This is a genomic window from Dyella japonica DSM 16301 (genome assembly GCF_001010355.1).
GTDB classification, from domain to species: Bacteria; Pseudomonadota; Gammaproteobacteria; order Xanthomonadales; family Rhodanobacteraceae; genus Dyella; species Dyella japonica.
In genome coordinates, this window is the sequence record NZ_JPLA01000052.1 from 1 (window position 1) to 12,703 (window position 12,703).

At 65.7% G+C, this 12,703-nt stretch carries 13 protein-coding genes; 7 read left to right on the plus strand and 6 right to left on the minus strand.

Annotated features, from left to right (window positions below; translation table 11 throughout):
• The first annotated feature begins 110 nt into the window (after positions 1-110).
• Both Y882_RS16530 and Y882_RS16535 read left to right on the plus strand, forming a co-directional pair.
• Positions 111-1,757: an acyl-CoA dehydrogenase family protein gene (locus Y882_RS16530; RefSeq protein WP_046973054.1), complete on the plus strand. Its 1,647-nt coding sequence runs from the start codon at positions 111-113 to the stop codon at positions 1,755-1,757.
• A gap of 177 nt (positions 1,758-1,934) precedes the next feature.
• Entirely contained in the window at positions 1,935-2,426 is a 492-nt protein-coding gene (locus Y882_RS16535) for an asparaginase domain-containing protein (protein ID WP_046973055.1), read from the plus strand.
• Positions 2,427-2,497: 71 nt separating this feature from the next.
• Here Y882_RS16535 and Y882_RS16540 read toward each other — a convergent pair whose 3' ends face one another.
• The 3 genes from Y882_RS16540 to sufT all read right to left on the minus strand — a co-directional run bounded on the left by Y882_RS16540 (position 2,498) and on the right by sufT (position 6,799).
• Positions 2,498-5,155 carry a protease pro-enzyme activation domain-containing protein gene (locus tag Y882_RS16540; protein WP_046973056.1) on the minus strand — a complete coding sequence of 886 codons (2,658 nt, stop codon included), beginning with the start codon at positions 5,153-5,155 and terminating at the stop codon, positions 2,498-2,500.
• 705 nt (positions 5,156-5,860) lie between these two features.
• Entirely contained in the window at positions 5,861-6,079 is a 219-nt protein-coding gene (locus tag Y882_RS16545; protein WP_046973057.1) for an HP1242/YdcH family protein, read from the minus strand.
• Between the two features lie 162 nt (positions 6,080-6,241).
• Complete coding sequence (sufT, locus tag Y882_RS16550; protein WP_046973058.1) at positions 6,242-6,799, minus strand: putative Fe-S cluster assembly protein SufT; 558 nt, start codon at positions 6,797-6,799, stop codon at positions 6,242-6,244.
• A gap of 233 nt (positions 6,800-7,032) precedes the next feature.
• Between sufT and Y882_RS16555 the strand changes: the two genes are divergently transcribed.
• Positions 7,033-7,473, plus strand: a complete 441-nt coding sequence (locus tag Y882_RS16555) for a hypothetical protein (RefSeq protein ID WP_046973059.1) — start codon at positions 7,033-7,035, stop codon at positions 7,471-7,473.
• Between the two features lie 7 nt (positions 7,474-7,480).
• Here the strand turns inward: Y882_RS16555 and Y882_RS16560 are convergent, their stop codons facing one another.
• Both Y882_RS16560 and Y882_RS16565 read right to left on the minus strand, forming a co-directional pair.
• Entirely contained in the window at positions 7,481-8,911 is a 1,431-nt protein-coding gene (locus Y882_RS16560; protein ID WP_046973060.1) for an NAD(P)(+) transhydrogenase (Re/Si-specific) subunit beta, read from the minus strand.
• Positions 8,911-9,213, minus strand: coding sequence for an NAD(P) transhydrogenase subunit alpha part 2 (locus Y882_RS16565; protein WP_046973061.1), 303 nt, complete (start codon positions 9,211-9,213; stop codon positions 8,911-8,913). Before Y882_RS16565 ends, Y882_RS16560 begins: the two co-directional genes overlap by 1 nt.
• 138 nt (positions 9,214-9,351) lie before the next feature.
• Here Y882_RS16565 and Y882_RS16570 point away from each other — a divergent pair, with 138 nt between their 5' ends.
• Genes Y882_RS16570 through Y882_RS16580 form a run of 3 tightly spaced genes read left to right on the plus strand, consistent with a single transcriptional unit; the run spans position 9,352 to position 10,930 of the window.
• Positions 9,352-9,936, plus strand: coding sequence for an RNA polymerase sigma factor (locus tag Y882_RS16570; protein WP_046973062.1), 585 nt, complete (start codon positions 9,352-9,354; stop codon positions 9,934-9,936).
• On the plus strand, positions 9,933-10,316 hold the full coding sequence (locus Y882_RS16575) for a hypothetical protein (RefSeq protein ID WP_046973063.1): 384 nt from the start codon (positions 9,933-9,935) through the stop codon (positions 10,314-10,316). The genes Y882_RS16570 and Y882_RS16575 overlap by 4 nt, the downstream gene beginning before the upstream one ends.
• 2 nt (positions 10,317-10,318) lie before the next feature.
• Positions 10,319-10,930 carry a DUF3106 domain-containing protein gene (locus tag Y882_RS16580; protein ID WP_046973064.1) on the plus strand — a complete coding sequence of 204 codons (612 nt, stop codon included), beginning with the start codon at positions 10,319-10,321 and terminating at the stop codon, positions 10,928-10,930.
• A gap of 38 nt (positions 10,931-10,968) precedes the next feature.
• On the opposite strand, the gene Y882_RS16585 is transcribed toward Y882_RS16580, so the two are convergent.
• The gene (locus Y882_RS16585; protein ID WP_046973065.1) at positions 10,969-12,069 is read right to left on the minus strand and encodes an NAD(P) transhydrogenase subunit alpha; all 1,101 of its coding nucleotides are present in this window, start codon (positions 12,067-12,069) and stop codon (positions 10,969-10,971) included.
• A gap of 170 nt (positions 12,070-12,239) precedes the next feature.
• Between Y882_RS16585 and cdd the strand changes: the two genes are divergently transcribed.
• Positions 12,240-12,647 (plus strand): cytidine deaminase, encoded by a 408-nt coding sequence (cdd, locus tag Y882_RS16590; protein WP_046973066.1) that lies wholly within the window; start codon positions 12,240-12,242, stop codon positions 12,645-12,647.
• Positions 12,648-12,703 lie beyond the last annotated feature (56 nt).

The following is a 12,703-nucleotide window of genomic DNA, read 5'->3' on the forward strand; positions in this document are numbered from 1 at the left end:
CAAGGTTGCCCCCTCACCCCAACCCTCTCCCCGCAGGGGAGAGGGAGCAGACGCATCACTTCGCCGCGCAGACCTATACTCCAAAACACCGCTCCGCCGAGACCCCACCCATGGGATTCCTGCAAGCCCCACCGCAGCTCGCTCACCCGTATCGCGCCGATCCGCTGCTCCACGCCACGCTGCGCCGCGCCTTGCCGCCAGCACGCCTGGCCGCCATCGAGCCCGACCTGCAGGCGCTGGGCGAATACGCCGTGATGGAATGGGAGCGCGCCACGCGCAGCACGCGCCGCAAGCCTGTGCTCACGCAATGGGATGCCTGGGGCAACCGCGTCGATCGCATTGAGCTCACCGAAGCCTGGCAGGAAGGCCCGCGCATCACCACGAAATATGCGGTGCTCGCATCGGGCCATGAGGCGCATGAGCACGCCCGGCTGGAGGAATTTGCGCGCGTCTACCTCTATCACGTGGCCAGCGAGTTCTACAGCTGCCCGCTGGCGATGACCGACGGCGCCGCCACCGCGCTCAAGGCCTCAGGCAACAAGGCGCTGATCGAACGCGCCCTGCCGCACCTGCTCAGTCGCGATGCGTCCACGTTCTGGCTGAGCGGGCAGTGGATGACCGAGAACGCCGGCGGCTCGGACGTGGGCAATACTGAAACCGTGGCCCGCCAGGATGCGTCCGGACAGTGGCGTCTGTACGGACGCAAATGGTTCAGTTCGGCCGTGGTCGGCGAGATGGCGCTGGGACTCGCGCGTCCCGAAGGCGCAGGCAACGGGCCGGGCGCACTCGCCCTGTTCTACGTGGAGACGATGGATGGCGAGCGCCGCAAGCCCGAGCTGATCATCGATCGCCTGAAGGACAAGCTCGGCACGCACGAGCTGCCGACCGCGGAGATCCATCTCGACGGCCTGCCGGCATGGCCGCTGGGCGAGCTGGCCAACGGCGTGCGCCAGGTGGCGCCGATGCTCAACATCACGCGCACCTGGAATGCCGTGGGCGCCACCGCCAGCATGGCGCGTGCGCTCTCGCTGGTGCGCGACTACGCCACGCGTCGCCATGCCTTCGGCAAGCGCTTGATCGACCAACCGCTGCATGCGCAAACGCTGGCAGACATGCAGGCCGAATTCGAAGGCGCGTTTGCGCTCACCTTCGAAGTGGCGCACCTGCTCGGACGCGTGGAACACGGTGCAGCGCAGCCTCACGAAATCGCCCTGCTGCGCCTGCTCACGCCGCTGGCCAAGCTGTGGACCGGCAAGCTGGCGGTGAAGCTGTGTTCCGAGGCGCTCGAATGTTTCGGCGGTGCCGGCTATATCGAGGATACCGGCCTGCCCCAGCTGCTGCGCGACGCGCAGGTGTATGCGATCTGGGAAGGCACCACCAATGTGTTGTCGCTGGACAGCCTGCGCGCGCTGGCAGGCGAGAATCTCGGCGCCTTGCGCACCGCCATCGAAGGATGGCTGGCCGACAGCATCGATGCGCATGCGCGGCAGGAGATCCACCGCGTGCTGGACGCTGCCGGCGCCTATCTGCAGGCTCGCGCCGACGAACGGGCATCCCTGGAAGCCGGCGCCCGTGGACTGGCGCTCACCCTCGCCCGCTGCACGGCGGCGGCCCTGCTGGCCCGCCACGACACCTGGTCGGCCCCGCATGAGCATGCGCGTACGGGCGCTGCGCTGAGGCGATTCGTGGCACATGGATTGGCGCGTTTCTCGGCCGCCGATGCCACCGATACCGCTTTGCTGCTCGGCCCGCACTGAATTACTGATCCTGTGGGAGCGCACCCTGTGCGCGACAGCCTGCCTCAGTCCGGCACGGGCAGTCGCGCACAGGGTGCGCTCCCACAAGGGCTTTCGGGCCCCAGGCAAAGCCAAGCATGCGCAGATCGGGCGCAGGCCCTAAAATACCGCCCTTCCCCACCCTGGCGACTCCCGACCATGCAGCATCTGACCATCGTCACCACCGGCGGCACCATCGACAAGATCTATTTCGACGACAAGTCGGATTACAAGATCGGCTCGCCCCAGATCGGCGACATCCTCAGCCAGCTGGGCGTGGCGTTCCAGTTCGACGTGATCCCGATCCTGCGCAAGGACAGCCTGCACATGAACGATGAGGACCGCGCCCTGGTGCGTTCCACCATCGAAGCGCAGCCGCATCGCCACGTACTGGTGACGCACGGTACCGACACCATGGTGGAAACCGCGCGCGAGCTGGCCAGCATCAAGGGCAAGGTGATCGTGCTCACCGGCGCACTCAATCCGGCGCGCTTCCAGGGCTCCGATGCGGTGTTCAACATCGGCTGCGCCGTGGCTGCCGTGCAGACCCTGCCCGATGGCGTGTACATCACCATGAACGGCCGCGTGTGGGATCCGTCCAAGGTGCGCAAGAACCGCGACGCGAATCGATTCGAAGAAAGCAACGGCTGATTGCTGCGCCATCGCCCAATAAGAAGGCCCGGTCATTGCTGACCGGGCCTTTTGCTTTTGCAACGTAGCGATTACTGCACGTTGAGATTCACGTCATCGAGCACGAACGAGGTCTGCTCCGACGAATCCTCGGTGCCGGTGAACTTGATCGTCACCGTCTGGCCGATGTATGCGCTGAGATCGAAGTTCGCCTGCGCATAGCCCGCTGCTGCATTGAGGTTCGAGTACGTGACCAGTGTCTTCAACAGCGTGCCGCTGCTGTTGAGCACCTGCACAGTGAGCTTGTCGTACGCCGTGGTCCTGGTGGTTTCGGCGGTATCGATGTGCAGGTAGTAGGTCAGCGAAGCCGAGCTCTTGCCGCTGGGAATGGTCACCTTCTGCGACGCCGTATCGGTGTGCGTCGTGCCGTATCCATCCAGCCACACGAACCAGCTGCCGGCATGCGCCGTCTCGCCGCTGCAGGTGCTGTTGCTGCAGAGCGCACCGGAGCTGATCGTCCACGGGGTGGCCGTGCCGGTTTCAAAACCCGGATTGACGATCAGCTGCGAGGGCGTGCCGCCAGAGGACACCGTCACCGACGAGGTCTTGCTCGAGGTCTTGGCGCTGACGCCATCGGTCACCGTCTCGGTGACGCTGTAGGTGCCGGCGGCGCCATAGGTGTGGCTCGGGCTCGCCGTGCTGGCGGTGCCGCCATCGCCGAAGGTCCACGCGTACGAGGAAATGCTGCCGCCCGCATCGGTCGAGCTGTCGGTGAAGTTGGCGACCAGGCCATTGGTGACGAAGCTGAAGTTCGCCGTCGGCGTACCGCCGGTGCCACCACCGCCGCCACCGCCCCAGTACTGGGTGACGTAGCTGTTGAACTTGGCGATGTCGAGCGAGCCCCAGCCGGTGGCGTTGTCGTAGCCGGCCTTGGCCGTGTAGCCGTTGCCGCTGTAGCCGTTGTTGCCCGAGGTGACGTCATGCAGCGGCGTGGCGTCGGTGGGGAAATGCGCGTACATGTTCTGGGTCGGCAGGCCCAGCGTGTTGTTGTTGGCCGAGAGAATGCGCGCCCAGATGCCCACGAAGATCGGCGAGGCCAGGCTGGTGCCGCCGATCTGGTAGGTCTGGCCCTGGATCACGATGTTCGCGCCGGTCGATTGCGCTGCATCGAAGGCCACGTCGGGCACCTGACGCTTGGTGACCGATGAGCCCAGCGCGGTGGTCTGCCAGCTCGGTGCGGTTTCGAACAGACTCACGCCGCCGCCGGTGGCCCACAGGCGCTTGTTGTTGTCGCCATTGTTCGGATCGACGGCCGCCAGGCCCTCGTTCCACACCGTCTCGCCCGACCACGTGGTGCCCGTGGTGCTGAGCGTGGTGCCGCCTACCGCCACCACGTTCGGCGAGCTGGCCGGCTCACTGACGGAGTAATGGGTGAGCGAGATCTTCACCGTGCCCGCGGAATTGGCGACGTAGCCCGGCGCGCCTTCGGTGGGATCGCTGGACCACTGGTACACGCCCGCATCGCCCGATGCGATGGAGAAGGTCTGACCCTGCGCCACCGCCTGCGCGAAGATCGCATCGTCGGCCGACTGCGTACCGGAGCTGTTGGCGGCCGATTCGTCCTCGCCCAGCGACACGTTGATGACCTTCGCGGTGTTGTCGGTCACTGCGCGGTTGTATGCGGCGGTGATCGCCGCGTCGGTGAGGCAGCTGTCGTTGGCGCAGTTGGGCGCGGCGTAGAAGATCAGCGTGTTCACACCGCCGGAGGTGCCGGTGATGGTCTGGCTGTCCAGGTTCCATTCGCCGTCGCCGTCGGGATCGTCCGCATAGGCCTGGCTGCCGGTCTTCACCACTTGCGTGTTCACCGTGCTCATGCCGGCGCCGGTGGTGAAGGTCTTCAAATCGGCGATGGTCTGGGTCATGTCACCCCAGGTGACGATGCCGACCTTGGTGGCGGATGCCGTCGGCGTGCTGCCTGCGTCGTAGATCGCCGGGAAATCCTTCGGGCTGTGCGAGGTCTGCACCGCCGCAGCCTGGATGCCGACGTTGTTCGCGTTTGCATGCACCGGTCCCACGATGTGATGCATGGTGTGCGGCACATTGAGGTTCTGCAGGCCCAGTACCGCATTGACGATGCCACCGAGCGCTGCCGGTACCTGCACGGCCGAATCGTTGGCGATGCGCTGCTTGCCGCCAAACGCGAAGGTGCGCATGGTCGTGCGGAAGGCCGCACTGACCGAGGTGGCGTTGCCATCGGCCTCGATCAGCATGTTGTTGGGCGACACCTGCACATGGCTGAAACCCGACTGGCGCAGATGCGCCAGCACTTGCGCCACCTGATCGTCGGTCGGCGCGTAGCGTGCCTTGAACTGCGCAGGCGTGAGGAACTTATGGAACTGCGCGCTGGCCGGATCGTTCACCGCGTGCAGGAACGTCTCCAGCTCATCCACGTTGCGCAGGTTGAGGCTGAGCGCGACGTGCACCGGTTTGCTCGCCTCCAACGGTGACACGGTGGCCGCGTCGACGGTGGGTGAGCCGTGCATGCTCAGGGTCCAGGTGCTGTTGCTTGCCGCGGCGGTGGTGGCCGCGGTGCTGAGCCCGGACGAGCGGCTCATGGCCGCCTGCGTGCGCACGCCTACCCAGGCATCGTTGGTCGCCGCGTGGAGCGACCCTGCCATGGCCATCGACATCGCCATCGGCAGCAGTGCCTTGCGAATCGCCTTACCCCGCAAATCGATACGTACAGTCATTCTTGTCTCCTTGACGTTTTTGAGGACGAACCGACCCGATGCGGTGCGATGCACCACATGCATGAAGGCGCCGCTGTGCGCGGCCTCAGGTCTCGTGACTGTGTTGCGATCCGATAGACGTCCGGGCCTGCTTTCCCCCTGCCATTCCATGGAACGGCATGCCCAGACGAAGACTCGCTAAACGACGCCCACCGCGCGAATGCCGGTGCCCTCGTCGCCAAAGGACCATCCGTCAACCCTCCCGTTGGCGGATTGATTGACGCTAATCAAGAACATTCGGAGCGTCAATGACAGCAGCGGTTGTTTGAAAACCCGCCAAAAACAGCAATTAACTGCGATCCGATCAACGGATACGTTTTTTCCTGCGTTCGCTTGCGCCGAACCAACAGATACAGGAACGCAAACAATTAGCCGTCCAATTAAACACTTACAAAAAGTGGTGATGCCGTTCTCATTATCGGCATGAACACCACATTGGCGCTCTGGCGCGAGTTATATCGATTCGAAAATTCTGGCTCGCTGCTGCTCGGATTTCAGCGCGAGATCGACCATGCGAAAGATATTGCGCGAACGTCACGGCGGGCTCTACACGCCACGATGACGAAGCTAACTCCCGGCTAAATCCGGGCCATGCTGATCAGCGCGATGAAGCGTCGACGCATGGCAATGGCCACGCGATCGAACGCAGCGCGAGAGGTTGAAGGATCAGTTGGCAGCGGCCTTGCGCAGGATCACGTAGAGCTGATCCTTCAGCAGCAGCTTTTCCTTCTTGAGCTGCTCGATCGCCATGCCGCCGGCGGGCGTGACGCCCAGCTCCATGTTCTTGATCGCCTGGTCCAGCTCGTTGTGGCGATGGAACAGGCGGGTGAAGTGCGGGTCACGCCCCTTGAGGTCGGTGATCAGTTCGCGATACTCGGGAAACATTCCTTGGCTCCTGGCTACAAACAGACTGCAGACCGCAGTCTGTCGCCGCCACGAGCGGGCCGTGCTGATCTGTATCAAACGTACCGGACGCAAGCCATCAGCACGCGGCGGCGATACCGTGCGCGCAAGCGATTCAAGAGGAAACGTGCCGGCGTTGCGCCGTCAGAGCATGCCGGTTTCGAGCTTGGCCGCGTCCGACATCATGGAGTGGTTCCACGGCGGATCGAACACCAGGTCCACGTCGGCCTCGGCCACGGTGGGAATGAGTTCGAGCTTGGTGCGCACGTCGTCGACGAGGATGTCGCCCATGCCGCAACCGGGTGCGGTCAGGGTCATTTTCACGTAGACCTTGCGCTGGTCGGGAGCCGGATGCTCCACGCTCACGTCATAGACCAGGCCCAGCTCGACCACGTTGATCGGGATTTCCGGATCGAACACGGTGCGCAGCTGCTGCCACACGAGCGCCTCGACATCGGAGTCACTGGCATCGCTGGCCAGTTCGATCGGCGGCGGCGGTTCCTTGCCCAGCGCATCGGCGTCATTGCCGGCGATACGGAACAGGTTGCCTTCCACATAGACGGTGAAGCTGCCGCCCAGCGCCTGGGTGATGTAACCGATCTGGCCGGCCGGCAGGCTGACCGTTTCGCCCTGGGGCACCATGACTGCCTGGCAGTCGCGCTCCAGGGTGAAAGGTTCGCTGCTAAGACTGAAACCGCTCATGCCGATCCTGCCAACTCTTATCGTTGGGCGCGGCCTTCGCTGCGCCAAGCTGCCTATTATGCCGGTTGACGACCGGTCATGCCGACGAAATCAGGTCGCGCGGCCTCAATCTCAAGGGGGATGCGGCATCGCGGGACTTCAGGCCCGGGACAGCGACGTGCCGCCGCACGCTATGATGAGAGTTTTACGCCCGGGGTTACTGTGTCTGCCGTCCAGTTTGTCGCTTGCCGCTCATGAAGGTGCGGGCTGCCTTTTCACTGTTGTTTGCGCTGGTGAGCGCCGTGATGCTGGGCCTGGCTGCGGGCGCGGTCTGGATGGTTCCCACGCTCTACTCGCGCCATCCCCTGCCCTGGCTGGCGTTGCTGGCGGGCTGGCTGCTGGGCAAGGCGGTGCGCCATTGGGTACGTCCCGCCGGCGGTCATGCCGCGATGCTGGCCGCCACGGCCACCTTCGTGGCGGTGCTCTACGTCAACCTGCTGACGGCCGCGGCACGGATTTCCGGCCTGATGGGCCTGGGCCTGGTCGATTCCATGCGCACGGCCGGTTTCAGCCTGCTGCTTCAGCTGGCCGAACTGGGTTGCACGCCCGTCGACGACATCTGGTTCCTCGCCGGCATGGGCATCGCGGCGTTCGTCGCGTTCCGCCACGACCCGCCGCCGAAGACGGGCGGCTGATCCGACCTCAGCTCTCCAGCGTCTTCAGCGCGGCAACCAGTTCACTGGCCGCCGCCTGGCCGTCGCCGTAGAGCATGCGCGCGTTGTCCGCATAGAACAGCGCATTCTCGATGCCCGCGAAGCCCGTGCCCTTGCCGCGCTTGACCACGATCACCTGGCGGGCGTCGGCCACATCGAGGATGGGCATGCCGTAGATCGGCGAGGACGGGTCGGTCTTGGCCAGCGGGTTGACCACGTCGTTGGCGCCGATCACCAGGGCCACGTCGGTCTGCGGAAATTCGGGGTTGATGTCGTCCATATCGGCGATCAGGTCGTAAGGCACGCCCGCCTCCGCCAGCAACACGTTCATGTGGCCAGGCATGCGGCCGGCCACCGGGTGGATGGCGAACTTCACCTTCACCCCGCGCTCGATCAGCAGCTTGGCGAATTCCCACACCTTGTGCTGCGCCTGTGCCACGGCCATGCCGTAGCCGGGCACGATCACCACGCGTTCGGCGTAGGCCATCATCACCGCCGCATCGCTGGCCTCGATCGGTTTCTGGCTGCCGGCGATCTCCTGGGCGGCACCGCCGGCCGCGCCAAAGCTGCCGAACAGCACGTTGCCGATCGAGCGGTTCATCGCCTTGGCCATCAGCTGGGTGAGCAAGGTACCCGCGGCGCCCACCACGGTGCCGGCGATGATCATCGCCTCGTTCTGCAGCACGAAGCCCTCGAACGCCACGGCCAGGCCGGTGAAGGCGTTGTAGAGCGAAATCACCACCGGCATGTCGGCGCCGCCGATCGGCAGGGTCATCATCAGGCCGAACAGCAGGGCCAGGCCGAAGAAGGCGACGATCAGCGGCATGCTCAGCTGGCCGCTGGCGATCATCCCGCCCAGCACCACCGCCGCCCCCAGCACCAGCAGATTCACCACCCGCTGCCCTGGGAACACGAAGCGCCGGTCCAGCCAGCCCTGCAGCTTGGCAAACGCGATCAGCGAACCGGAAAAGCTGACCGAACCGATCAGGGCGCCGAGTACGGCCAGCACCAGCTGGGCCGTGCCGGGGGTGTCGGTCCCGTTGGCGGTGAACTGACCGCCATCAAGCAAGGTCACCGCATTGCCCGCGTAACTGAACAGCTCGGCCGCGCCGATCGCCGCCGCCGCGCCGCCGCCCATGCCGTTGTAGAGGGCCACCATCTGCGGCATGTCGGTCATGGCCACGCGCCGTCCCGACCACCAGGCCGCGGAGACGCCGATCAGCACGGCCGCCAGGATCAGGCCACGGTTGTGCAGATCCGGCAGCGCAAAGGTGGCCAGCACGGCCACCAGCATGCCCACCCCGGCCCAGACGATGCCGCCCCGCGCGGAACGCGGGGAGCTCATGCGCTTGAGACCGAGGATGAACAGCAGGGCAGCGAGGAAGTAACAGGCCTTGATCAGTACCGGCAGCCAGGCCATTACTTCGCCTCCTTGGCGTTGGGTTTGCTGGTCTTGAACATCTCCAGCATGCGTTCGGTCACCACGTAACCGCCCGCGGCGTTGCCGGCACCCAGTAGTACCCCGATAAATCCGATGGTCATCTCGAACGGAGTCTGGGCGTGGCCTAGCGCTATCATGGCGCCCACCAGCACAATGCCGTGGATGAAGTTGGAGCCGGACATCAACGGCGTGTGCAGAATGACCGGTACCCGGGCGATGATCTCGTATCCCGTGAAAGCGGCCAGCATAAAGACATAAAGCGCCAGGAAACCGTCGAGCATGACCCCTCCCCGCCAGGACATCGGTGTAGCCGCACTATACGGTTGCGGGTCAACGCGTGCGAGCGTCGGACGTTGATAGCAGAGGACGTACCGATGGAGTCTCACGATGGCCGAGCCGACGAACCGGATGAGGACGGCATGAACAGCGCCGTCTCCACGCTAGACACCGATTTGTTGGCCGACGACGTTCGGGCGGCCCCCGCTTCCATGAATGCCTTCCTGGCCCAGGTGGAACGCCGCGCCTTCCGCATGGCCGAGCTCAACCTGGGGCACCGCGAAGACGCCATGGACGCCGTCCAGGACGCCATGCTGAGGCTGGTCAAGCATTACAGCGACAAACCCGCGCAGGAATGGACTCCCCTGTTCTGGGGCATCCTGCGCCGGCGCATCGTGGATCTGCAGCGTCGCCGCAAAGTGCGCTCGATCATGGTGGGCTGGCTGGGCGGCAAGGATGATGACGGCGAAGACCTGCCCGCCTGGGAGCCGGCCGATACCGGCCCCGGCCCGCTGGAGCGCCTCAATGATGCACAGTCGTATGCCGATATGGCAGCAGCGGTGAAACTGCTGCCCCAGCGACAACGCGAAGCTTTCATGCTGCGCGTGCTGGAAGGCCTGGACGTGGCGGAAACCGCCCAGGCCATGGGATGTTCGGAAGGGAGCGTTAAAACACACCTGTCGCGCGCGCTGCAACGTCTGCGCGACCAACTGGAGGCATGGCGATGAATGCGCCTGACAACCACTTCGAACGTCGCGCCCGCGAGCTGTATCGCGAGGCTGCACGCCAGCTCGACCCGGCCGTGGCTGCTCGCCTGCGTGCAGCCCGACGCGACGCGCTAGCCAAAGCCGACGATTCGTCGCTGGCGCACCGACTGCTGCAGCTGCTGCTGCCGGCAGGTGCGTTTGCCGCCATCGCGTTCGTCGCCCTGTTCATGTCATCGCCGGTGCAGCGCCCCACCACGGCCAAGCCCGCCGGTACCAGCCAGATGGTCGACGTCGACGGCGAACTGCCGCCCGATGCCGCTGCCGCGGACCCGACGCTGTACCAGAACCTGGACTTCTACGGCTGGCTGGCCAAGAACAGCGATAGCGAGGCGAGCAGGTAACCATGCGTCGATGCCGTGTTTTCATGTCGCTGTTCGTGGTCCTTGGACTGAGCGGCATCGCCACTACCACGCTGGCCCAGCAGGCCCCGCCGCCGCCCGGCGCGCAGGATGGCTTTGGGCATGGTCCGCCGCCGGGTGGCGGCGCGCTTCCGCCCGACCTGCCGCGGGGCGACATGCCGCCTGGGCCACCGCACGGGCCGCCCGGCCCGCCGCCGCCGCCCCGTCCGTGGCAGAGCCTGTCCCCGGACGAGCGCACCATCCTGGCCCCGCTGGCCGACAAGTGGAATTCGTTTCCGCCGGAGCGCCAGGCGCACATGCTTCAGCGCGCCCAGCAATGGAAATCGCTGCCGCCCGACCAGCGCGAGGCAATCCGCCAGCGCATCGACCAGTGGCAGAAGATGTCGCCGGAGCAGCGCGAACAGGCTCGCGAGAACAGCAAGCGCTTCCAGCAGCTGCCGCCGCAGGAGCGTGAGCAATTGCACGCCGCCTTCCAGCGTTTCCAGCAGCTGTCGCCCGATCAGCGCGAGGAACTGCTGCGCCAGTGGCATAGCGAAATGCGCGACCGCCCGATGGGCCCGCCGCCCAAGGGACCGCCAGGCGGCCCCAGGCACTGAATCGAGAGCCCCGCGATGCGGGGCTTTTTTATGTTGCGTCAGCCCTGGAAGTGAGGCTCGCCGTTGCGTGTGACGCAACTCTTGGCGATCAGCTCGTCGTTGAAGTCGGGCGAGAGCGCGCCACCCTGCAGCATCAGTTCGAGGAAGTTGTAGATGTTGCGCGCGATCATTTCCGAGGCATGCAGCGGTGCGCCGGCCGGCAGGTTGAGCGGCCCCAGGATCAGCACGCCGTTGTGCTCCACCCGCTCGCCCGGCTGGGTTAGCTCGCAATTGCCGCCGCCCTCCGCCGCCAGATCCACGATCAGCGCGCCGGGTTTCATGCCATCGACCATCGCGCGGATGACGATCTTCGGCGACGGACGGCCAGGCACGGCGGCAGTGGTCACGATCACATCGACACTCTTCAGATGCTCGGCCAGCGCCTGCTGCTGCGCCGCGCGTTCCTCGGCAGTGAGCTCGCGCGCATAACCGCCGCTGCCGGCGGCGCTCACGCCCAGCTCGATGAATTTCGCACCGAGCGATTCCACCTGTTCACGCGTTTCAGGCCGCACGTCATAGCCTTCCGTCTGCGCACCGAGTCGACGCGCCGTGGCGATGGCCTGCAGGCCGGCCACGCCGGCGCCGATCACCAGCACGCGCGACGGGCGGATGGTGCCGGCGGCGGTGGTGAGCATGGGAAAGAATTTGGGCGAGGCTTCGGCCGCGATCAGCATGGCGCGATAACCGGCCACCGCCGCCTGCGAACTGAGCACGTCCATCGCCTGCGCGCGCGTCGTGCGCGGCAGCAATTCCAGCGCAAAAGCCGTCAGGCGCTGCTTGCCCATGGCCACGATGCGCGCCGCCGCGCCGTAGGGGCGCAGCTGGCCAACCACCACGGCGCCTTCGCGCAAGCGGCCCCACACGTTGTCGTCGGGAGGAAGCACGCAGGTGAACACATCGGCCTGCGCCAGCACGCTGTCGGCATCGGCAAATTCGACGTCGGCGTAGCTGCTATCGGGGAAACCGGCGGCTGCGCCAGCGCCGCGTTCGAGCAGCACGCGCACGTCCTTGCCGCGCAGTTTCCTGGCCACTTCCGGTGTGATCGCGACGCGGCGTTCGCCGGCGGCGGTTTCGCGCAATGCAGCCACGGTGATCGGCATCGTGCATCCTCTGCGGGAGTGGTGGACCTGCAGGCATCCTATCTGAAGGCCCGTCGGAGCGACCACCGCCCTCTTGCAGTCGTTCCTGCAAGGGAGTTAACTGGCCCGCCACCGGTACGCAAACCGCGTAGGTAGGCAGTTCCGGAGGGGATCCCGCCATGGAGATCCCGATGACTGATGTCGTTGTTCCCGATGTCCTGCTCAAGCTGGCGCGCCAGGCGCGCGAAAACGCGTACGCGCCCTATTCCCGCTTTCTCGTTGGTGCTGCGCTGGTGACCCGCGACGGCCGTTATTTCAGCGGCTGCAATGTGGAAAATGCCTCGTACGGCCTGTGCAATTGCGCCGAGCGCACCGCGCTGTTCTCCGCCGTGGCCGCCGGCTGCCGGCCAGGCGACTTCGCCGCCATCGCGGTGATCGGCGATACGCCCGCGCCGATCAGCCCCTGCGGCGCCTGCCGCCAGGTGATGTCCGAGCTGTGCGACGACGCCACGCCGGTGTGGCTAGGCAATCTGGCCGGCGCCGTGCAGGAAACCACGGTGCAGGCGCTGCTGCCGGGGTCGTTCCGGTTGGCCAGCTGATAAAGGCAGGAGTGGAGAGGAGTGAGGAGTGAGAGAAGGCAGCCTTCTCTCACTCC

Bases quoted from the DNA above. Each gene is read 5' to 3' on its own strand.
- Y882_RS16555 (WP_046973059.1), top strand. From the start codon at position 7,033: ATGAAGGTGCGGGCTGCCTTTTCACTGTTGTTTGCGCTGGTGAGCGCC.
- Y882_RS16560 (WP_046973060.1), bottom strand. From the start codon at position 8,911: ATGGCCTGGCTGCCGGTACTGATCAAGGCCTGTTACTTCCTCGCTGCC.
- Y882_RS16540 (WP_046973056.1), bottom strand. From the start codon at position 5,155: ATGACTGTACGTATCGATTTGCGGGGTAAGGCGATTCGCAAGGCACTG.
- Y882_RS16570 (WP_046973062.1), top strand. From the start codon at position 9,352: ATGAACAGCGCCGTCTCCACGCTAGACACCGATTTGTTGGCCGACGAC.
- Y882_RS16545 (WP_046973057.1), bottom strand. From the start codon at position 6,079: ATGTTTCCCGAGTATCGCGAACTGATCACCGACCTCAAGGGGCGTGAC.
- Y882_RS16585 (WP_046973065.1), bottom strand. From the start codon at position 12,069: ATGCCGATCACCGTGGCTGCATTGCGCGAAACCGCCGCCGGCGAACGC.
- sufT (WP_046973058.1), bottom strand. From the start codon at position 6,799: ATGAGCGGTTTCAGTCTTAGCAGCGAACCTTTCACCCTGGAGCGCGAC.
- Y882_RS16580 (WP_046973064.1), top strand. From the start codon at position 10,319: ATGCGTCGATGCCGTGTTTTCATGTCGCTGTTCGTGGTCCTTGGACTG.
- Y882_RS16530 (WP_046973054.1), top strand. From the start codon at position 111: ATGGGATTCCTGCAAGCCCCACCGCAGCTCGCTCACCCGTATCGCGCC.
- cdd (WP_046973066.1), top strand. From the start codon at position 12,240: ATGACTGATGTCGTTGTTCCCGATGTCCTGCTCAAGCTGGCGCGCCAG.
- Y882_RS16575 (WP_046973063.1), top strand. From the start codon at position 9,933: ATGAATGCGCCTGACAACCACTTCGAACGTCGCGCCCGCGAGCTGTAT.
- Y882_RS16535 (WP_046973055.1), top strand. From the start codon at position 1,935: ATGCAGCATCTGACCATCGTCACCACCGGCGGCACCATCGACAAGATC.
- Y882_RS16565 (WP_046973061.1), bottom strand. From the start codon at position 9,213: ATGCTCGACGGTTTCCTGGCGCTTTATGTCTTTATGCTGGCCGCTTTC.